At 67.9% G+C, this 20,270-nt stretch carries 21 protein-coding genes; 15 read left to right on the top strand and 6 right to left on the bottom strand.

Features of this window, described 5'->3' with window-relative positions; genetic code table 11:
* The 5 genes from narJ (at window position 1) to HMPREF3014_RS26150 (ending at window position 4,775) form a co-directional block, all read left to right on the top strand.
* Entirely contained in the window at window positions 1-741 is a 741-nt protein-coding gene (gene narJ, locus HMPREF3014_RS26170; RefSeq protein ID WP_003092956.1) for a nitrate reductase molybdenum cofactor assembly chaperone, read from the top strand.
* 2 nt (window positions 742-743) lie between these two features.
* Window positions 744-1,427 (top strand): respiratory nitrate reductase subunit gamma, encoded by a 684-nt coding sequence (narI, locus tag HMPREF3014_RS26165; protein WP_012613641.1) that lies wholly within the window; start codon window positions 744-746, stop codon window positions 1,425-1,427.
* A gap of 54 nt (window positions 1,428-1,481) precedes the next feature.
* Window positions 1,482-2,300, top strand: a complete 819-nt coding sequence (locus HMPREF3014_RS26160) for a peptidylprolyl isomerase (protein ID WP_003092951.1) — start codon at window positions 1,482-1,484, stop codon at window positions 2,298-2,300.
* Between the two features lie 56 nt (window positions 2,301-2,356).
* Complete coding sequence (moaA, locus tag HMPREF3014_RS26155; RefSeq protein WP_003092949.1) at window positions 2,357-3,346, top strand: GTP 3',8-cyclase MoaA; 990 nt, start codon at window positions 2,357-2,359, stop codon at window positions 3,344-3,346.
* Window positions 3,347-3,983: 637 nt separating this feature from the next.
* Window positions 3,984-4,775, top strand: coding sequence for an ABC transporter substrate-binding protein (locus HMPREF3014_RS26150; RefSeq protein WP_003118292.1), 792 nt, complete (start codon window positions 3,984-3,986; stop codon window positions 4,773-4,775).
* 23 nt (window positions 4,776-4,798) lie between these two features.
* Here HMPREF3014_RS26150 and dauR read toward each other — a convergent pair whose 3' ends face one another.
* The 4 genes from dauR to rhlB form a co-directional block, all read right to left on the bottom strand.
* Complete coding sequence (dauR, locus tag HMPREF3014_RS26145) at window positions 4,799-5,431, bottom strand: transcriptional regulator DauR (protein ID WP_003092943.1); 633 nt, start codon at window positions 5,429-5,431, stop codon at window positions 4,799-4,801.
* A 62-nt stretch (window positions 5,432-5,493) separates the two neighbouring features.
* Window positions 5,494-6,621, bottom strand: coding sequence for an FAD-dependent catabolic D-arginine dehydrogenase DauA (gene dauA, locus HMPREF3014_RS26140; protein WP_023087020.1), 1,128 nt, complete (start codon window positions 6,619-6,621; stop codon window positions 5,494-5,496).
* A gap of 22 nt (window positions 6,622-6,643) precedes the next feature.
* Window positions 6,644-7,591 (bottom strand): NAD(P)H-dependent anabolic L-arginine dehydrogenase DauB, encoded by a 948-nt coding sequence (gene dauB / locus HMPREF3014_RS26135; protein ID WP_003119268.1) that lies wholly within the window; start codon window positions 7,589-7,591, stop codon window positions 6,644-6,646.
* Between the two features lie 161 nt (window positions 7,592-7,752).
* On the bottom strand, window positions 7,753-9,276 hold the full coding sequence (rhlB, locus tag HMPREF3014_RS26130; protein WP_003158777.1) for an ATP-dependent RNA helicase RhlB: 1,524 nt from the start codon (window positions 9,274-9,276) through the stop codon (window positions 7,753-7,755).
* 283 nt (window positions 9,277-9,559) lie between these two features.
* Here rhlB and HMPREF3014_RS26125 point away from each other — a divergent pair, with 283 nt between their 5' ends.
* Window positions 9,560-11,458, top strand: a complete 1,899-nt coding sequence (locus tag HMPREF3014_RS26125) for an acyl-CoA synthetase (protein WP_023087021.1) — start codon at window positions 9,560-9,562, stop codon at window positions 11,456-11,458.
* A 15-nt stretch (window positions 11,459-11,473) separates the two neighbouring features.
* Here HMPREF3014_RS26125 and HMPREF3014_RS26120 read toward each other — a convergent pair whose 3' ends face one another.
* Complete coding sequence (locus HMPREF3014_RS26120) at window positions 11,474-12,121, bottom strand: alpha/beta hydrolase (protein ID WP_003105021.1); 648 nt, start codon at window positions 12,119-12,121, stop codon at window positions 11,474-11,476.
* A gap of 296 nt (window positions 12,122-12,417) precedes the next feature.
* Here HMPREF3014_RS26120 and HMPREF3014_RS26115 point away from each other — a divergent pair, with 296 nt between their 5' ends.
* From HMPREF3014_RS26115 to HMPREF3014_RS26075, 9 genes are all read left to right on the top strand, one after another.
* Entirely contained in the window at window positions 12,418-13,443 is a 1,026-nt protein-coding gene (locus HMPREF3014_RS26115) for an amino acid ABC transporter substrate-binding protein (protein WP_003119272.1), read from the top strand.
* Between the two features lie 111 nt (window positions 13,444-13,554).
* Complete coding sequence (gene pcsA, locus HMPREF3014_RS26110) at window positions 13,555-14,271, top strand: phosphatidylcholine synthase (protein ID WP_003105024.1); 717 nt, start codon at window positions 13,555-13,557, stop codon at window positions 14,269-14,271.
* Window positions 14,272-14,341: 70 nt separating this feature from the next.
* A complete protein-coding gene (locus tag HMPREF3014_RS26105) occupies window positions 14,342-14,824 on the top strand; it encodes a nuclear transport factor 2 family protein (RefSeq protein WP_003118297.1) in 483 nt (160 codons plus the stop codon).
* Window positions 14,825-14,890: 66 nt separating this feature from the next.
* On the top strand, window positions 14,891-15,592 hold the full coding sequence (locus HMPREF3014_RS26100; protein WP_003092922.1) for a glutathione S-transferase C-terminal domain-containing protein: 702 nt from the start codon (window positions 14,891-14,893) through the stop codon (window positions 15,590-15,592).
* Window positions 15,585-15,899, top strand: coding sequence for a GIY-YIG nuclease family protein (locus HMPREF3014_RS26095; RefSeq protein ID WP_003119275.1), 315 nt, complete (start codon window positions 15,585-15,587; stop codon window positions 15,897-15,899). The genes HMPREF3014_RS26100 and HMPREF3014_RS26095 overlap by 8 nt, the downstream gene beginning before the upstream one ends.
* 28 nt (window positions 15,900-15,927) lie before the next feature.
* Window positions 15,928-16,617 (top strand): CatB-related O-acetyltransferase, encoded by a 690-nt coding sequence (locus tag HMPREF3014_RS26090; RefSeq protein WP_003092917.1) that lies wholly within the window; start codon window positions 15,928-15,930, stop codon window positions 16,615-16,617.
* Window positions 16,618-16,737: 120 nt separating this feature from the next.
* Window positions 16,738-17,673, top strand: coding sequence for a glutathione S-transferase family protein (locus HMPREF3014_RS26085; RefSeq protein WP_003092916.1), 936 nt, complete (start codon window positions 16,738-16,740; stop codon window positions 17,671-17,673).
* Window positions 17,674-17,676: 3 nt separating this feature from the next.
* Window positions 17,677-18,429: a VIT1/CCC1 transporter family protein gene (locus HMPREF3014_RS26080; protein WP_003105033.1), complete on the top strand. Its 753-nt coding sequence runs from the start codon at window positions 17,677-17,679 to the stop codon at window positions 18,427-18,429.
* 88 nt (window positions 18,430-18,517) lie between these two features.
* Window positions 18,518-19,429 carry a hypothetical protein gene (locus tag HMPREF3014_RS26075; protein ID WP_023087022.1) on the top strand — a complete coding sequence of 304 codons (912 nt, stop codon included), beginning with the start codon at window positions 18,518-18,520 and terminating at the stop codon, window positions 19,427-19,429.
* Window positions 19,430-19,471: 42 nt separating this feature from the next.
* On the opposite strand, the gene yejK is transcribed toward HMPREF3014_RS26075, so the two are convergent.
* The coding region (gene yejK / locus HMPREF3014_RS26070; protein ID WP_070753854.1) for a nucleoid-associated protein YejK at window positions 19,472-20,270 on the bottom strand (799 nt) is incomplete at its 5' end.

Here is a 20,270-nt window from a genome sequence, read left to right as displayed (position 1 = left end):
ATGAACGATCACAGCCAACTGTTCCGCCTGCTCGCCCTGCTACTCGACTATCCACGCGCCGAGCTGCGCGAGGAGAGCCTCGGCCTGCATGCGCTGATCCGCACCTGCGAACTGCCGGAAGCGCTGCGCGACGGCCTCGCGGCGCTGCTCAACGAGCTCTGCCAGGGCGACCTGCTGGACGTCCAGGCGCGCTACGACGGTCTCTTCGAGCGCGGCCGCTCGGTCTCGCTGCTGCTCTTCGAGCACGTCCACGGCGAGAGCCGCGACCGTGGCCAGGCGATGGTCGACCTGCTCGACCGCTATACCGGGGCCGGCCTGCAGATCGACGTACCGGAGCTGCCGGACTACCTGCCGCTGTACCTCGAATACCTGTCGCTGCTGCCGTTCGCGGCGGCCAGCGAAGGGCTCGCCGAAGTGGCGCACATCCTCGGCCTGCTGGCGCTGCGCCTGGAGGAACGCGGCAGCGCCTATGCGGCGATTTTCGAGGCGTTGCTGGAACTCGGCGGCGAGCGCCCGGACCTCGGCGCGTTGCGTCGCGACCAGGCCCAGGAACAGCGCGACGACAGCCTGGAGGCCATCGACCGGGCCTGGGAGGAAACCCCGGTGAGCTTCACCGACCCCGCCGGCGGTTGCCCGTCGAGCAGCGGCCGCCGTCCAACGGCTTCCACCGAACAACCATTGCAATGGGTCGCCCAGCCGGTACCGCAGATGCAGTACCGCGCGGCCCGCGAAGGAGTCTGAGCATGTCGACCAATCTTCTGTTCTTCGGGATCTATCCCTATGTCGCGCTGCTGATCTGCCTGGTCGGCAGCTGGGCGCGCTTCGACCTCTCGCAGTACACCTGGAAGGCCGGTTCCAGCCAGATGCTCAGCAAGAAGGGCATGCGGGTATACAGCAACCTGTTCCACGTCGGCGTGCTGTTCATCCTCGCCGGCCACTTCGTCGGCCTGCTGACCCCGGCCTCGGTCTACCACCACCTGATCAGCACCGAGAGCAAGCAACTGCTGGCGATGGTCTCCGGCGGCTTCTTCGGCGTGCTCTGCTTCATCGGCCTGAGCGGACTGATCCTGCGCCGCCTGACCGACGCACGGGTGCGCGCCACCGGCAACGCCTCCGACCTGATGATCCTGCTGGTGCTCTACGCCCAGCTGATCCTCGGCCTCTCCACCATCGTCGCCTCGACCCATCACATGGATGGCTCGGTGATGGTGATGCTCGCCGACTGGGCCCAGGCCATCGTCACCCTGCGTCCGCTGGCGGCGGCCGAGGCCATCGCGCCGGTGGGCCTGGTCTACAAGCTGCACGTCGGCCTGGGCCTTACCCTGTTCGTGCTGTTCCCCTTCACCCGCCTGGTGCACATCGTCAGCGCGCCGGTGTGGTACCTGGGCCGGCGCTACCAGATCGTGCGTCAGAAACGTCCTGCCTGAACCCTGGGCGGCCGGCGCATCCGGCGCCGGCCCGCCGAACCGAGGTGATCGATCATGAGTTGCTCCCACTACGAAGAACGCGTCGAGAAGGTCGAACTGCCGCAACTGAAGGTCAACGGCGTGGCCATCGGTGAAGACCTGCTGGCTCGCGAGCTGCAATACCACCCGGCGGACAGCTACGCGCTGGCGCTGGAGGCCGCCTGCCGTGCGCTGATCGTCCGCCAGTTGCTCCTGCAACGGGCCGACGCGCTGGGCATCGAGGCCCGCTGCGAAGACGGCGAGACGCCGGAGGAAGCGCGCATCCGCCAATTGCTGGAGGAAGAGGTGCAGGTCCCGGAAGCCGACGAAGACGCCTGCCGGACCTGGTACGCGGCCAATCCGGGGCGCCTGCTCGGCCCCTGGCGCCTGCAATTGCGCCATGTGCTGCTGGCCTGCGCGCCGGACGACCTGGAAGGCCGCGAGACGGCGCGCAAGCAGGCCGCGGAGCTGCTCGACGAGTTGCGCGGGCATCCCGAGCGCTTCGTCGACCTGGCCCGGCGTTTCTCCGCCTGTCCGTCGAAGGAGGCGGGCGGCGACCTCGGCTGGATCGAGCCGGGGCAGACCGTCCCCGAATTCGAGAAGCGCCTGCTGCGCCGCGCGCCCGGGCTGCTCGAGCATCCGCTGGAAAGCCGCTATGGCCTGCATGTGGTGGAACTGCTGGCGCGCGAAGGCGGCGAGCCGCTCGACTTCGACGCGGCCCGCGCACAGATCGCCGCGCACCTGCAAGCGCAGGTGTTGCAGCGAGCGGTGGGACAGTACATCGGCGTGCTGGCGGGAGACGCCTGTATCGAGGGCTTCGCCTTCGAGGGTGCGGATGGGGCGCTGGTGCAATAGCCTTCGGCGCCGATGTTTCCCTCTCCCTCCCGAAGATCAAACGGAGTACCCAGGACATGACCGACTGGATCGATGGCCAAGGCCGACAGATCGACTACCTGCGCCTGTCGGTCACCGACCGTTGCGACTTCCGCTGTGTCTACTGCATGGCCGAGGACATGCGCTTCCTGCCGCGCCAGCAGGTGCTGACCCTGGAGGAGATCGAGCGGGTCGCCCGGCTGTTCGTCGCCGGCGGTGTGCGCAAGCTGCGCCTGACCGGCGGCGAGCCGCTGGTGCGGCCCGGCATCGTCGGCCTGTGCGAGCGCCTGGCGGCACTGCCGGGGTTGCGCGAACTGTGCATGACCAGCAACGGCTCGCAACTGGTGCGCTACGCCCGGCCGTTGTACGACGCCGGCCTGTCGCGTCTCAACATCAGCCTCGATACCCTCGATCCGCTGCGCTTCCGGGCGATCACCCGCAACGGCGAGCTGGACAAGGTGCTGGCCGGCATCGACGCCGCCCAGGCCGCCGGTTTCCGCCGGATCAAGCTGAACGCGGTGGTGATGAAGGGGCGCAACGCCGATGAGGTGCCGGCGCTGGTGGACTTCGCCATCGCCCGCGGCCTGGATATCAGCTTCATCGAGGAGATGCCGCTTGGCCAGGTCGGCCGCGAACGTGGCGAGAGCTTCTGCTCCAGCGACGAAGTACGCGCGCTGATCGCCCAGCGCCACGCCTTGCTCGACAGCGCCGAGCAGAGCGGCGGGCCGGCGCGCTACGTGCGCCTGGTCGAGCATCCACAGACACGCATCGGCTTCATCTCGCCGCACTCGCACAACTTCTGCGCCACCTGCAACCGCCTGCGCCTGACCGTCGAGGGCCGCCTGCTGCTGTGCCTCGGCCACGAGCATTCGCTCGACCTGCGCGCGCTGCTGCGCCGCCACCCGCTGCACGACGGGCCGTTGCTGGAAGCGATCGGCGAGGCGCTCCAGCGCAAGCCGGCGCGCCATGAATTCAGCGCCGCCGGCGAGGTGCAGGTGCTGCGCTTCATGAACATGAGCGGCGGCTGAGGCGACTCGGGGCGCCTCCAGCGGGCCTTCGCCAGCGGCCAGGGCGAGGCCGCTCTTCTGGTAGGCCAGCAGGGTCTCGTCGCCGGTCTCGCTGCTGTACAGCTCGCCCCCGGAAAACATCACGGCATAACCGTCGCAGGAACTGCGTGCGATCACCTAGCTGCGCCGCGCGTCCGGGTGGCCGGGCATGTCCAGCCCGACCGGGTCCCGTACGTCGCTCAGGCACCCTTCGGTACTCGCGCTCGGCGCCGACCTGGGCGCGCTAGCTGGCGGAGCGCGGTTTGCGACGGGTAGCGAAGCCTTTCAAGGGCGTTGACGAAACGAAAAAATCCCCGCGGCATGAGCGTGACGCGGGGATCCAGGCGTAAATAGAGCCTTAACCGTGATAGCTGAAATGGAGCAAGGGGTGATGTCTGCGTAGCGGAACACCTCGCGGGGTGGCTGTGTATGGCTCAAGACTAAGTCCCGCGGGCCGGCGGGCCTATTCCTCGAAGGAGGTAAGGAGGGGTAGCGGAGGAGGGACGGCGATTGACGGTGTGTACTTTTTGGTCCAGATTGGACGAAAAGTATAAGGACAGATCACCGTCTATTTCCCGCCCGGGCCGCGGGCGCACCTTCGTCACCCCTGGAGTCGTCCATGATCAAGTCGCTGAACACCAAGAACCTGCTGGGAGGCCTGCTGCTCGGCGTGCTCGCCAGCGGATCCGCCGTCGCCGCCGATGGCAACCTGCGGATCGGCATCGAGGCCGCCTACCCGCCGTTTTCCTTCAAGACCGCCGAAGGCGAACTGGCCGGCTTCGACTACGACATCGGCAACGCGCTGTGCGCGCAGATGCAGGTGAAGTGCCAGTGGATCGAGCAGGAGTACGACGGCCTGATTCCCTCGCTGAAAGTTCGCAAGATAGACGCCGCGCTGTCCTCCATCACCATCACCGAGGAGCGCCGGCGCTCGGTGGACTTCACCCACAAGTACTACTTCACGCCGGGCCGCCTGGTGATGAAGGAAGGCGCCCAGCTCGACGACAGCTTCAGCCAGTTGGCCGGCAAGCGCATCGGCGTGCAGCGCGGCGCTACCGCCGACCGCTTCGCCAGCGCGGTGCTGGCCAAGGCCGGTGCTGAAGTGGTGCGCTACACCAGCCAGGACGAGATCTACCTGGACCTGGTGGCCGGCCGCCTCGACGCCACCTTCGCCGACTCCATCCCGCTGCAGACCGGCTTCCTCGATACCCCGCGCGGCAAGGGCTACGCTTTCGTCGGGCCGGAGTTCAAGGACCCGAAATACTTCGGCGAGGGCGCCGGGATCGCGGTGCGCAAGGGGGACGCCGAGCTGGTCGGCAAGCTCAACGCGGCGATCGACGCGATTCGTGCCGACGGGACCTACAAGCGCATCGAGGGCAAGTACTTCAAGAGCGACATCTACGGCGACTGACCGCTCGCCGGCGGCGGCTGCCGTCAGTCGCCGCCTTCCTTCAGCTCCTTGAGGTGCTTGTAGACCGTCGCCCGGCCCATGTTCAGCACGTTGGCCACATAGTTGGCGGCGCTCTTGCCCTTGAACGCGCCCTCGGCGTGCAGGGCCAGGACCAGTTCGCGCTTGTGCTCGCGGGTCAGCAGGTTCAAGCCGAGCTGGCGCTGCCGCAGCCAGCCGTGCAGGAAGGTGTTGATGCGCTCCTGCCAGTCGTCGCGGAACAGCGCGTCCGGTTGCGGGATCAGCTTGCTCGGCGAGAGGAACAGGTCGAGCGCCGCCTTGGCGCTCTCGAACAGGCTGATATTCAGGTTGATGCACAGCACCGCCAGCGGCTGGCCGGCGGCGTCGCGCAGCACGGTGCTGACCGAGCGGATCTTCTGCCCGTCCCAGTTGAGCTTCTCGTAGGGACCGATGTTGCGCTCGTCGCTATCGCCTTCGAGCATGTCTTCCAGCGCCGAGTCGTCGCCGACCTCGCGCTTGGACAGGTTGTTGGCGATGTAGTCGACCCGCTGGCTGCGCAGGTCGTGCAGGACCACTTCGGCGTGGGGGAAGAACAGGGTGGCGATGCCGTCGGCGATCGCCCGGTAGTTCTCCAGGCTGGGGTCTTGGCTCGGGCTCATGCGCAGGAACTCTCGTGGGACGGCGGGCGAGGCGAGTGTGCCGCAAACCCGCCGCCGGGTCATCAGGGGGACAGGCGGCGCGGCGACAGCATCGCCTCGTCCAGGCCGTGCTCGCGCAGGTGCGCCGGCAGCGGCTGGTGGCGGATCAGCGCGGCGCTGGCCTCGCCCATCGCCGCCGAGGTCTGGATACCGTAGCCGCCCTGGGCGGCGACCCAGAAGAAGCCTTCCGCATCGGAGGCGTAGCCGGCCACCAGGTCGCCGTCGGCGACGAACGAGCGCAGCCCTGCCCAGGTGTGTTCCGGGCGGCGAATGGTGAGGGTGGTGGCTTCTTCGATCAGGTACATGCCGGTGGCGATGTCCAGTTGCTCGGGCTGCACGTCGTGGGCCTCGACCGGATCGGCGTTGGCCGGCGAGCCGAGCAACATGCCGGCGTCCGGCTTCAGGTAGAAGGATTCGTCGAGGCTGACCAGCATCGGCCAGTCGTGGCAGTCGATGCCCGGCGGCGGGGCGAAGATGAAGGCCGAGCGGCGCTTGGGCTGCAGGCCCAGTGGGCGGACGCCGGCCAGCCCGGCGATGGCGTCGCACCAGGCGCCTGCGGCGTTGACCAGCACCGCCGCGCGGTAGCTGCCGGCGTCGCAGCGGACTTCCCAGGCGCCGTCGACCCGGCGGATCTCCAGCGCTTCGTGGTTGCACAGGACCTGCCCCTGGTTGCGGCGGATGCCGCGCAGGTAGCCCTGGTGCAGGGCGTCGGTATCGATGTCGGCGCCGGTGGGGTCGTAGGTGGCGCCGAAGACCTTGTCGCGACGCAGCACCGGCACGATCGAGCAGGCCTGTTCCGCGTCCAGCAGGCGCATCTGCGGCACCAGCGCCTTGCCGCTTTCGTATTGGCGGCGGAGTTCTTCCGGATCGTCGCTGAAGTCGACCACCATTTCCGGACGCGGGCTGAGCAGCGGATGCTCGCAGAAGCCGGCCGGCGGGTTGTCGAAGAAGGCCCGGCTGGCGGCGGTGAGCGCGCGCACCTGGGGTGTGCCGTAGGCCACCGTGTAGTGCGCGGCGGAGCGGCCGGTGGAGTGGTAGCCGGGCTGCGCCTCGCGCTCCAGCACCACGACCCGGCCGTGGGCCGACAGCCAGTAGCCGGTGGATGCGCCGGCGATGCCGGCACCGATGACGAGGTAATCCGCTTCGATCATGCTGCTCTCCTGCATCACGCGATCAGCCTGCCTGGCGCAGGCGGTAGAGGGCGTTGGCCAGGGCTACGTCTTCCAGGCCCAGGCCGATCGAGCGGAAGAACGCCGGGCGCCGGTATTCCGGACGTGGCGCCTGGCCGCTGAGCAGTTCGGCGAGGTCGCCGCGGATCGCCTCGGGGCTCCAGCCATGCTGTTCGGCGGCGATCAGCATCTCGCCGGCGGAGCCTGGGGTGGTGTGCCGGTAGTCGCAATAGACGTCCATGGCCGCCAGGCTTTCCGCCGGTACCTCATGGGCGCGGGGCGCGTTGGTGCTGATCGAGGTGACCAGCGCCGGGCGCTTGAGTTGGCGCGGGTCGATCACTGCTCGGGCCGAGGAGGTGCAGAGCAGGATCACATCGGCTTCGTCCAGCGCTTCCTCCAGGCTGCCGGCGGCTTCGGCGCGCGGGTCGATGGCGCGCAGGCTTTGCAGGCGGCGCTCGTCCAGGCACGGCGAATGGACTCGCACGCCCTGCCAGTCACGCAGGCCCTTCACGTATTGCAGGTGGGCATGGGCTACCGGTCCGCTGCCGATCAGCGCCAGGCGGCCGGCTTCGGCCGGAGCCAGGGCATCCACCGCCACGGCGGTGGTGGCGGCGGTGCGCGCGGTGGTCAGCCGGGCGGCATCGCAGAGCAGCAAGGGCTGGCCGGTCTGCATCGACATCAGCAGGGTCCAGGCGGTGACCAACGGGCCCTGTTCGCGAACGATGTAGGGTGAAGTCTTGACTCCGTAGACCTGTTCCTGGGCGAGCACGCCGAGGTAGTTGATGAAGTCGCCGCGACCGGCGGGGAACTCCACCAGTTGCTGGGCCGGCTGGAGCGCCTGGCCGGCGGCCAGGTCGAGGAACAGCTGGCGCATGGCCTGGAGGACGTCGATACGGGCGAGCAGTTGCTCGGCTTCGGCCTGCTGGACGATCAGGGGAGTGGCGGCGCTCATGCGATCTCCGGAATGGATGTAAACAATTTGTCCATTCTGGACTTTAAGGTATTGTCGGGCAAGCGCCGACCCGCCTCGATGACCGACGGCGGCACCTGCGTGTCGCAGAAACGAAAAAGGCGAAGCCGGATGGCTTCGCCTTTTTTTCTCCACGCCTGCGTTCAGTGCTTGCGCGGTACCGGCTTGAGCAGTTCGGCCGGCGGCATCTCGCAGGTGATCTTGCGGCCCAGCAGTTCTTCGATCGGCGGCAGGGCGAAGGCATCGTCCTCGCCGGCGAAGCTGATCGAGGTGCCCGAGGCGCCGGCGCGGCCGGTACGACCGATACGGTGCACGTAGTCGTCCGGGTCTTCCGGCAGGGTGAAGTTGATCACATGGCTGATGCCGTCGATGTGGATGCCGCGGCCGGCCACGTCGGTTGCCACCAGGACGCGGATCTTGCCTTCGCGGAAGCCTTCCAGGGTGCGGATGCGCTTGTGCTGCGGTACGTCGCCGGACATCTGGGCGGCGCTGATGCCGTCCTTGGTCAGGCGTTCCTCGATGCGGCGGACTTCGTCCTTGCGGTTGGCGAAGACCATCACCCGTTCCCAGTTGTTCTGTGCCACCAGGTTGTACAGCAGCTTGTACTTGTCGCTGCCGGCCACGGCGTAGACATGCTGCTCGACGGTGTCGCTGGCGACGTTCTCCGGCTCGATCTCGACGATCGCCGGATCGACGGTCCACTGCTTGGCGAGGTTCATCACGTCGTCGGTGAAGGTCGCCGAGAACAGCAGGGTCTGGCGTTCGCCCTTGTGCGGGGTCTGCCGGATGATCTGCCGGACCTGCGGGATGAAGCCCATGTCGAGCATGCGGTCGGCTTCGTCGAGGACCATCACCTCGACCATGTCCAGGTGCACCTCGCCGCGCTGGTTGAAGTCCAGCAGACGGCCTGGGGTGGCTACCAGGATGTCGCAGAAGCGCGCTTCCAGCTGCTTGAGTTGCTTGTCGAAGTCCATGCCGCCGACGAAGGTCATCACGTTCAGCCCGGTGTACTTGGTCAGCGCCGCGGCGTCCTTGGCGATCTGTACCACCAGTTCGCGGGTCGGGGCGATGATCAGCGCGCGCGGCTCGCCCATGTAGCGCTCTTTCGGCGGCGGGGTCTGCAGCAACTGGGTGATGATCGAGATGAGGAACGCGGCGGTCTTGCCGGTGCCGGTCTGGGCGCGGCCGATGGCGTCCTGGCCGCGCAGGGTGAAGCCCAGTACCTGCGCCTGGATCGGGGTGCAGTAGGGGAAGCCGAGGTCATGGATGGCGTGCATCAGGCTCGGGGCGAGGTTGAAGTCGTGGAAGCGGGTCTTGCCTTCCTGCGGTTCGACCACGAAGTCTTCCAGCTTCCAGTTGTCCACCGGCTTCGGCTTGCGTTCGCGGCGCGGCTTGTCGCTGCGCGGCTTGGCGTCCCGGCCTTCTTTGGCGGCGGGTTTGGCGGGCTTTTCGCCTTTCTCGGCCTTTTCAGCGGCGCGCGGGGCGCCGGACTCGTTGTCGGCGCGCGGGGGGCGCGGTTTGCGTGGGCGTTTCTCGGTCGGCTTTTCGCCGGTGGGGGCGGTACCTTTCGCGGTAGCGCCGGCAGGGCCTTGCGGGACCGGGGAGGAACCGCTCTGCGGCTGGGTTCCGTCGGCCTTGCCGAAGATTTTCTTGAGTGCTTTGAGCACGGCGATCTCGTAGTGGTTAAGGAATGAACGGGCGCCAGTGTAAAGCATGTTGCCAGCGGGGAGAAATCCATGCTTGGCCGGCGCCCTCCAGCCCTGGCCGGACGGGGCCTGGAGGGGGCTGCGCGAAGCGCCCGGGGCAGCCTTCGGGAGGACTCGTGCGCGCGACCGGCGGCGCGCTACAAAAAGACAACGGTAGGGCGACGACGGGGGTGGCATCTTCGGGACGGTGCCGGAGCGATCCGGCGAGTGTCCGCCCACTCACCAACGGAAGAACAAGAAAACCATGAATCCGTCCCCATCGATCGTCGGGCTGAGCGATATCGAAGCCCTGGAACGCGTGCCGCTGGAACAGCGCGACCTGCCGTCCAGCACCTACGAACTGTTGCAACGCTCGGCCCAGCGCCACGGCCAGCGTATCGCCCTGAGCTGCCTGCTGCATGGCAGCGCCGCCGAAGAACCGTTGCGGATCAGCTATGCCGAGCTGTTCGCCCGCGTCACCCAGACCGCGAACGCCTTGCACCGGCTGGGCCTGGAAAGCCACCAGGCGGTGTCCTTCCTGCTGCCCAACCTGCCGCAGACCCACTACGTGATCTGGGGCGGCGAGGCTGCCGGGATCGTCAATGCGATCAACCCGCTGCTGGAGCCGGAGCACATCGCCGAGCTGATCCGCGCCTCCAACACCCGGGTGCTGGTGACCCTGGCGCCGTTCCCCGGCACCGACCTGTGGCAGAAGGTCGCCGGCCTGCGCGCGCAGTTGCCGGAGCTGTACGCGATCGTCGTGGTCGATCCGGCCAACCTGTTACCGGCGCCGCAGCGCGAGGCGCTCAAGGCCCAGCGCGGGCCGCTGCCGGAGGGCGTGCTGGACTTCGATACGCTGATCGCCGACTGCCCGGCAGACCGCCTGGAGAGCGGACGGGCGATCCATCCGGACGACGTCGCTTCCTATTTCCACACCGGCGGCACCACCGGCACGCCGAAGCTGGCGCCGCACAGCCACTTCAACGAGGTGGCGATGGCCGAGATCATGGGCCTGAACGCCGACTACGGGGTGGACGACGTGCTGCTCTGCGGCCTGCCGCTGTTCCACGTCAACGGCGTGATGGTTACCGGCCTGGCGCCCTTCCATCGCGGCGCCCAGGTGCTCCTGGCCGGGCCCCAGGGCTACCGCAATCCGACCCTGATCCAGGACTTCTGGAAGCTGGTGGAACGCTACCGGGTCACCAGCTTCAGTGGCGTGCCGACCATCTACGCGGCGTTGCTGCAGGTCCCCAGCGATGGCCGCGACCTGTCCAGCCTGCGTTTCGCCCTGTGCGGCGCGGCGCCGATGCCGGTGGAGCTGATCCGCCAGTTCGAGGCGCGTACCGGGCTCAAGGTGATCGAGGGCTACGGCCTCACCGAAGGTACCTGCGGCACCAGTTGCAACCCGCGTGGCGGCGAGCGCCGGCCGGGTTCGATCGGCCTGCGCCTGCCGTACTGCCAGGTGAAGGTCGCGGTGCTCGACGGCGAGGGCAATTACCTGCGCGATGCCGCGCCGAACGAGGTGGGCAACCTCTGCCTGAAGGGCCCGACGGTGTTCAAGGGCTACCTGCAACAGGACCGGAACCGCGATATCTGGATCGGCGATGGCTGGTTCAATACCGGCGACCTCGGTCGTATCGACGAGGACGGCTACATCTGGCTCACCGGGCGCAGCAAGGACCTGATCATTCGCGGTGGCCACAACATCGACCCACAGATGATCGAAGAAGCGCTGCACCGGCATCCGGCCGTGGCCCTGGCGGCGGCGGTGGGCAAGCCGGACGCCAAGGCCGGCGAGCTGCCGGTGGCGTATATCCAGCTCAAGCCCGGCGCCAGCACCAGCGAGGAAGAGCTGCTGGAGCACGCCAGCCGCCACGTACCGGAGCGCGCGGCGGTGCCCAAGGATATCTGGCTGATCGAGAGCATGCCGGTCACCGCGGTGGGCAAGACCTTCAAGCCGGCGCTGCGCCTGGACGCGATCCGCCGGGTGCTGGAGGAGGAAAGCCGGAGAATCGCCGAGGATATCCGCGTGGAGGTGGTCGCCGACGAGCGCCACGGCCAGCTCGCCCACCTGCACGTTCCCGCGCTTGACGAAAGACGCCAGGCGGCGCTGGAAGAGCTGCTCGGCGGCTACGCGCTGAACTACCGGCTGCACGCCGTCTGAGAGAAGCTCCGGGCGTCAGAGGCGCTTGCGCAGCCAGGCGCCGATGTCGTGGATTTCCTCCAGGGACACCTCGTGGCCCATCGGGTAGTCGTGCCAGCCCACCTCCACGCCCTGCGCCTGCAAGGCGTCATGGGCCGCGCGGCCAAGCGCCGGGTCGACCACGTCGTCCTGGCTGCCGTGCAGGTGCAGGACCGGAATCCGCTTGTGGCGCTCGTCCAGCGCCAGGTCGTCGAAGGTCGGCGCGTAGGTGGATAGCGCCAGCACCCCGCCTAGCGGCTGGGCGTAGCGGCGGAAGGCGGTATGCAGGACCACCGCGCCGCCCTGCGAGAAACCGGCGAGGATGATCCGCTCGGCGGCGATGCCCTTGGCGCGCTGTTCATCGATGAGAGCGATGACCTGGTCGGCGGAGGCGTTCAACTGGTCTTCGTCGATGGCCCGCGCTGGACTGAAGGCAAGGATGTCGTACCAGCTCGGCATGACCCAGCCGCCATTGACCGTCACCGCCTGGCTCGGCGCCTGGGGGAGGATGAAGCGGGTGCTCGGCAGGACCATCTGCAGGGCTTCGGCCACCGGTTTGAAGTCGGTACGGTCGGCGCCCAGGCCGTGCAGCCAGATGATACAGGCGTCGGCATTCGGGGCATCGAGGATCAGGGGTTCGCTCATGACGGCTCCAGGCAGGGGGCATATGCGTTCGGAATGGGAGGACCATTCGACAACAGGCGCTTTCCCGCTCGCAAGTCGGCCAGATTGTCGCAGATCATGCATTCGCCAATTTCCCGCGGATGCGCTTTGCTAAGGGAAGTGCGCCGGGTACGCCGTTCGTCGCCCGCCGCGGTCGCGCCGCCGGCTGCCTCTGCCGGTGCCGCGGCGCTTGCGGTTACAGTGCGGCGACCGGCCCGGGAAGCGACCGGCGCGGGGCCGGCGGTTCACCCAGGGGCGGCGAAGGGAGTGGCGAACAGATGACAATAATGAAAGGTACCTGGCTGCTGCTGGCCGCTGTCTGCCTCGGCGCCAGCGCCACGGCCGAGGCCGGTGCGACGCTGGATGCGGTGAAGCGCAAGGGCTACGTGCAGTGCGGCGTCAGCGACGGCCTGCCGGGGTTCTCCTACGCCGACGCCAAGGGCCGTTTCAAGGGGCTCGACGTCGACATCTGCCGGGCGCTGGCCGCCGCGCTGTTCGGCGATGCCGAGAAGGTGCGCTTCACCCCGCTGTCCGCCACCGAGCGGTTTTCGGCGTTGCAGTCCGGCACGGTCGATCTGCTGTCGCGCAACACCTCATGGACCAGCTCGCGGGATACCGCGCTGGGCATCCACTTCACCGGCGTCACCTATTTCGACGGCCAGGGCTTCCTGGTCAATCGCAAGCTCGGCGTGTCCAGCGCCCGCGAACTGAAGGACGCGACGGTGTGCATCCAGTCCGGCACCACCAACGAGCTGAACGTGGCGGACTACTTCCGGGCCCACGGCATCCGCTACAAGGCGGTGCTCGACGACAGCTACGAGAAGAGCGCCCGTGCCCTGGAGGCGGGGCAGTGCGACGTGCTCAGCTCCGACCAGTCGCAGCTCTACGCCCAGCGCCTGAAGCTGGCCAAGCCGGAGCAGTACGTGGTGCTGCCGGAAGTGATCTCCAAGGAGCCGCTCGGCCCGGCCGTGCGGCAGGGCGACGAAGCCTGGTTCAACATCGTCCGCTGGACCCTGTACGGCCTGCTCAACGCGGAGGAGCTGGGGGTCACCTCGAGCAACGTCGAGCGCCAGGCCAGGGACAGCCGCAACCCGGACGTCGCCCGTCTGCTCGGCAGCGAGGGCGACGCCGGCAAGGACTTGCAACTGCCGCGCGACTGGGTGGTGCAGATGGTGCGCCAGGTCGGCAACTATGGCGAGATCTTCGCCCGCAACGTCGGCGACGGCAGCCCGCTGAAGATGCCGCGCGGCCTCAACGCGCAATGGAATCTCGGCGGCCTGCACTATGCGCCGCCGATTCGCTGACCGGCGGGGCTGGCTGAACTCTCGCCAGCACCGACAATCCGATAACAGACAGACGCACCGGTGCCGGTGCACTATAGAGCGACGCGTCATGCCGAACACCGAACAAGAGAAATGCCCGTGAACCTATCGATGACTCCCATCAACAAAGCCAAGGCCTGGGGCGTCCACGCCGTCACCGCCAGTGGCGTGATCCTGGCCTTGCTGGCCCTGCTCGCGCTGGTCGACAACAAACCCCAGGCCTGCCTGCTCTGGCTCGGCCTGGCCCTGCTGGTGGACGGCCTCGACGGCACCCTGGCGCGCAAGTACGAAGTCAAGGAAATGCTGCCGCATTTCGACGGCTCGGTGCTCGACCTGGTGATCGACTACCTGACCTACGTGTTCATCCCGGCCATCTTCATCTACCGCTACATCCCCCTGCCGGAGCATTTCGAGCTGCTGGCGGTGGGCGTGATCCTGGTTTCATCGCTGTTCTGCTTCTGCAACGTCAACATGAAGAGCACCGATAACTACTTCGTCGGCTTCCCGGCCGCCTGGAACGTGGTGGCGGTGTACTTCTACGTGCTCGACCTGCACCCCTGGGTCAACCTCGCCACGGTGCTGGTGCTGGCTGCCCTGACCCTGACCCGGATGAAGTTCCTCCACCCGTTCCGCGTGCGCCAGTTCATGCCGCTGAACATCGCCGTGACTTTCGTCTGGCTGATCAGCAGCGGTCTGCTGATCGTCCAGCAGCCGGCCGACCTGCCGATCCTGCTCGGCCTGTGGTTCGCCGCCTCGGCCTATTTCGTCGGTATCTGCCTCTGGCGCAGCGCCCGCGAGTGGTTCGGCTGAAACGACCCGGCACGACGGCGTTCCCGCCTGGGGACGCCTGGCAAGTCCCTATCATCGCAAGGAACCCCGCATGGCCCACCCCAACGCCGAACTGATCGAGCGCTTCTACCAGGCCTTCCAGCGCCTCGACGGCGAGGCCATGGCGGCCTGCTACGCTCCCCAGGCGACCTTCCACGACCCGGCCTTCGGCGAACTGCGCGGGCGCGAGGTGGGCGACATGTGGCGCCTGCTGACCAGCCGGGCGCGGGACTTCCGCCTGGACTACGCGAACGTCCGCGCCGACGAGAACGAGGGGCGTGCGCAATGGGTGGCCCACTACCTGTTCACCCAGACCGGGCGCAGGGTGGAGAATCGCATCGAGGCCCGTTTCCGCTTCGCCGGCGGTTTGATCGTCGAGCATCGCGACCAGTTCGACCTGTGGCGCTGGAGCCGCCAGGCGCTTGGCGCCAAGGGCCTGCTGCTGGGCTGGGCGCCGCCGGTGCAGCGGGCGATCCGCGGGCAGGCGCGCAAGGGCCTGGCCGCCTACCAGGCTGCCCATCCGGCGGCCGGCTGAGGCTGTCGGTGGCCGAAGCGCGGATAATCTCCTAAGCTCGCCGCGGACAACCCGCAGGACGCCGCGATGATCACGCTCTTCCAGTTCCCCGCCGCATTCAACGTACCCAATGCCAGTCCCTACTGCCTGAAACTGGAAACCTGGTTGCGCCTGGCCGGCCTGGAGTATCAGGTGAAGGTCGTCAGCGACCCGCGCAAGGCGCCCAAGGGCAAGCTGCCCTACGTGCGTATCGAGGGCGAGGCGATCGGTGACAGCGAGATCGTCATCCGTACCCTCGGCGAGCGCTACGGGGTCACTCTCGACGCCGGCCTGGATGCCCGGGGCAAGGGCTGGGCACGGGCGATCACACGCCTGTGCGACGAACACCTGTACTACCTGATGCTGTATTTCCGCTGGTTCGACGAGGACAGCTGGCGCGTGCTCAAGCCGGTGTTCTTCGGCTCGCTGCCATTCGGCGTGCGCGACGCGGTGGCCTGGGCCATGCGCCGCAAGGTCCGCGCTACCCTCAGGGCGCAGGGACTCGGGGTCCACGGCAGGGACGAACTGCTGGCCTTCGCCCGCGACGACCTCGATGCCCTCGACGGCCTGCTTGGCCAGGTCCCGTACTACGGCGGCGAACATCCGTGCAGCGCCGATGCCGCCGCTTACGGTATCCTCGCCAACCTCATCGAGGCGACCCTGGATACCCCACTCAGCCATGTGGCGCGAGGCTATCCGCGCCTGGTGGCGTATTGCGAGCGGATGCGGGAGCGGGTCTGGAGTGAGTGAGGCGACGGCCGCCACGGCGGCGATCGGGAAGTGTTGGTCGGTCTACCTGGTGAGGGCGGAAAACGGCGCGTTGTACTGCGGCATCAGCGACGATCCGCTGCGCCGCTTCGACACTCATTGCAGCGGCAAGGGTGCGCGGTTCTTCCATTCCAGCCCCGCCCGCGCGCTGGTCTACGTCGAGGCCTGCGCCAGCAAGGGCGACGCCCTGCGCCGCGAGCGGGCGATCAAGGCCCTGAGCAAGCGCGCCAAGGAGCGCCTGTTGGTCGGCGTACCGGTGTTGCGCGAGGTCGGCGAGCCGGCAATCTAGGACGTTCATCTGCGGTCATGGGGTATTCGTGGGTTACCTGAAGAATCATTGGTGGAAACGCTGGATCCGCCGCCGCGGCTGCAAGCTGGCCGGCGGCCCGGCCAGTGTCGGCAAGCGCACCACGCTGGTGCTCGAGGAGCAGGTCGAACTCGGCCACCTGCGCATCGTCCCGCCGAGGCTGGAGATCGGCGCCTACAGCTATGTGCGCAGCGGCACCGACCTGTCCCTGGTGGCGTCCATCGGGCGTTTCTGCTCGATCGGCTCGGACTGCTTCATCGGCCAGGAAAAACACACCCATCCCAGCGACTGGGTGAGCAGCCACCCCTTCCAGCACACCGGCACCGCGCTGCGCTACGAGCCGGCGCTGAGCTACGCGGAAATCGGCCACGACGTCTGGATCGGGCACAGCGCGATGGTGATGGAAGGGGTCAAGGTCGGGACTGGGGCGATCATCGCCACGCGCGCCGTGGTCACTCGCGACGTGCCGCCCTATGCCATCGTCGCCGGGACTCCGGCGCAGGTGATCCGCTACCGGCATCCGCCGGAGATCATCGAGGGCCTGCTCGCCTCACGCTGGTGGGAGCTGGATAGCGCCTTCCTCACCGGCCTGCCGCTGGACCGACCCCGGGAGTTCCTCGCCGCCCTGGAGGCGCGCGAGGCGCCGCGTGCGGCGTACCGGCGGATGACCATCACCCGCCAGGGGTGCCGGCTGGATTGAGCGCGCCCATCGCCAGGCCCATCGGGCCAGGCGATGGGGCGCCCTTCATGTCCCGGATTGTCATAGGCGTGTTTTCCCAGCCGCGCTAAGCTGGTGCCTCACATCCGCCCGGAGGCGCCCATGTCAGAGCTGATCCTGCATCACTATCCCACTTCGCCCTTCGCCGAGAAGGCGCGCCTGCTGCTCGGTTTCAAGCAACTGTCCTGGCGTTCGGTGATGATTCCGCCGGTGATGCCCAAGCCGGACCTGGTGGCGCTGACCGGCGGCTATCGAAAGACCCCGGTGTTGCAGGTCGGCGCCGATGTGTATTGCGATACCGCGTTGATCGCCCGTCGCCTGGAGCAGGAAAAGGCGGTTCCGGCGCTGTTTCCCGAAGGCCAGGAGATGGTCGCCGCGAGCTTCGCCCAGTGGGCCGACGCGGTGCTGTTCCAGCACGCGGTAAGCCTGGCGTTCGCCCCGGAGTCCATCGCCGTGCGTTTCGGCAAGCTGCCGCCGGAATTCCTCAAGGCCTTCATGGCCGATCGCAGCCAGCTATTCAGCGGCGGCAGCGCCGGCCGCCTGCCGCTGGAACAGGCGCGCCACCAGTGGCCGGCATTCATGGCGCGACTGGAGCGCCAGTTGTCGCGCGAGGACGGCGATTTCCTGTTCGGCGAAGCGTCCGTCGCCGACTTCGCCGTGGCGCACTGCCTGTGGTTCCTCAAGGGCACGCCGGTCACCGCGCCGCTGGTCGACGATTACCCGCAGGTGCAGGCCTGGTTGGGACGGGTGCTCGGCTTCGGCCATGGCGCGCCAGCCGAGATGAGTGCGGAGGAAGCCCTGGAGGTGGCTCGCGGCAGCCAGCCCGCGGCATTGCCGGACGAATCCTTCAGCGACCCCAACGGTTTCCTGCCCGGCCAGGCGGTCGCCATCGCCGCCACCGACTACGGTGTCGACGCGGTACAGGGCGAACTGCTCTTCGCCGGCAGCGAGGAACTCATCCTGCGCCGCGAAGACCCGCGGGCGGGTACCGTGCATGTGCATTTCCCGCGCCTGGGCTTTCGCATCGAGGCGCGTTGAGGCATGCCGGCGGAGACCCCGCCGCTGCGGCCGGACGCCGATCCGCCGCAGTGCGCGTTGCCCGAGGCGAGGCCGGACCGCGACGCCGGCACCAAGCTGCGCGCCGCAGTGCTCGGTGCCAACGATGGCCTGGTGTCGAACCTGTGCCTGGTGATGGGCGTGGCGGGTGCGAGCATGGCGCATTCGTCCATCGTCCTCACCGGGATGGCCGGACTGGTGTCCGGGGCCTGTTCGATGGCCCTCGGCGAGTGGCTGTCGGTGACCAACGCCCGCGAGATGGCGAGCAAGCGCATCGCCGAGGAAGAACGCCTGCTCAGGCTCTGCCCGAACACCGAGACCCAGGAACTGATCGATATCTTCACCGCCAAGGGGCTGAGCGAGGTGTCCGCCCGGCGCGTGGCCCTGCAACTGATGAACGACGGTCGTGGCGCGCTGGACACCTTGTCCCGCGAGGCCCTCGGCATCGATCCGACGGAGTTGGGCGGCAACCCGTGGAACGCGGCGGGCACGTCGTTCCTGCTGTTTTCCCTTGGCGCCCTGGTGCCGGTGGCGCCGTTCCTGTTCCTCGACGGTGCCGCGGCGCTGGTCGCAAGCCTGCTGTCCAGCCTGCTTGCGCTGCTGTTCAGCGGCGCGGTCACCGCCCGTTTCACCGGGCGGCCGCTGGCGTTCTCGGCGTTGCGCCAGGTGCTGGTCGGTACCCTTGCCGCGGCCTTCACCTATGGGTTGGGCACCGCGCTCGGCGTGGGCCTGGGCTGAAAGTCTTTCGCCTGCGGGGGACTCCGTTTTACACTGCGACACCCGGCCGGCGTGGCCGGGAACAGGAAAAACCGACCAGGGAGTGGCCATGAACGCCTACGACATCGAAATCGTCAACGACGTCGCGCACGCCGGCGAAGCCAACCACGGCTGGTGCTTCGGCCTGCCGCCGGGCATCCGTCCGGAGCAGTGGCCGCTGGATCCGGACACCGGCTATCCGCTGATGCACGGCTTCACCCTGCTGCTGCCGGAGGACTACCGGGTGCATGGCCCGGAGATCGTCGCGCTGAGCTTCTTCTCCCTCGCCCCGGACCAGAACGACGGTGGACCGACCAGCGTCGACGGCATTCGCGAGATGCTCATCGATCCGCCCGCGCAACCGCCGGCCGAAGCGGAACTGCGGCCGTTCTGGGAGGCCGGGCGCAATAGCCATCCGCGTCTGCATCGGATGGAGGACATCCTCGGCGGCGCCTATGCGTTGATCCTGCTCGACGCCGCTGAATTCAGCGGCGCGCCCTGCCAGCCGCCGGCGCTGCCGGCGGGTAACCCGCTGTTGGCGCAGACCGAGCCGCCGCAGTGGCTGGAGGCTGGTTCGGCGGCCAGCTTCGTGCCGGACTGGGCGGAGGACGACTACTACCTGCTGCGCGCCCTCGGTGGCCGCCCGGCGGCCGGCCACCAGCAACGCTACCCGCTGCGCTGGACGGCGCGGGCGCAAGACCCCAACGCCGGGGTGGTGCCCAGCGAATACGGCGACGGCGGCTACCAGCTGCCGCACTACTGGCTGGACGGCAAGATCGAGCGCGACAACTACCGCGAGCATCCCTGGGTGGAAGGGCACCTGCCGAACCATATCGGCGGCACCATGCGTCCGGTGCAGGGCGTGCCGGAGATGAGTCCCTTCTACGTAGAGTTCGAGGAATACCTGGGCGGCTACAACTTCGGCGGCGGCAACGCCCAGCTCGATTTCCGCGACATGCGCTTCGACTGGGCCTGCGGCTGAGGAGGGAAAGGGAGCGCCGGCGGCGCTCCGGGGCGGCGCGGGTCAGTCCTTGCGCCGCTTGAGCTGGTCCTTCAACTGGGTCGGCAACTGGCGGATGATCAGCATGTCGCGCTCTTCGTCGTATTCCACCTTGGAGCCCAGCAGGTGCGCCTCGAAGCTGATCGACAGGCCTTCGGCGCGGCCGGTGAAGCGGCGGAACTGGTTGAGGGTGCGCTTGTCCGCCGGGATTTCCGGCGACAGGCCGTAGTCCTTGTTACGGATGTAGTCGTAGAACGCCCGCGGTTGCTGGTCGTCCATCAGTTCCGAAAGCGCGTCGAGGGTCATCGGCTCGCCGATGCGCGCCTGGGAGGTGGCGTAGTCGACCAGCGTCTCGGTCTTCTCGCGGGCCTGTTCCTCGGCCATGTCCTCGCTTTCCACGAAATCGCTGAAGGCTTTCAGCAGGGTGCGCGTCTCGCTCGGCGAATCCACCCCTTCCTGGCAGCCGATGAAGTCGCGGAAATAGTCGGAGACCTTCTTCCCGCCCTTGCCCTTGATGAACGAGATGTACTGCTTCGACTGCTTGTTGTTGCGCCATTCGGAGATATTGATCCGCGCGGCCAGGTGCAACTGGCCGAGGTCCAGGTGGCGCGACGGGGTGACCTCCAGCGACTCGTTCACCGCCACGCCTTCGCTGTGGTGCAGCAGGGCGATCGCCAGGTAGTCGGTCATGCCTTGCTGGTAGTGGGCGAACAGGATGTGGCCGCCGGTGGAGAGATTGGACTCCTCCATCAGCTTCTGCAGGTGCTCGACCGCTTCGCGGCTGAAGCCGACGAAGTCGCGATCGCCCTCCAGGTACTCACCG

The organism is Pseudomonas sp. HMSC065H01, assembly GCF_001815235.1.
In the GTDB taxonomy this organism is placed as follows: domain Bacteria; phylum Pseudomonadota; class Gammaproteobacteria; order Pseudomonadales; family Pseudomonadaceae; genus Pseudomonas; species Pseudomonas aeruginosa.
The sequence above is the reverse complement of the archived record's forward strand: the minus strand, read 5'-3'. Positions and strand labels throughout refer to the sequence as shown.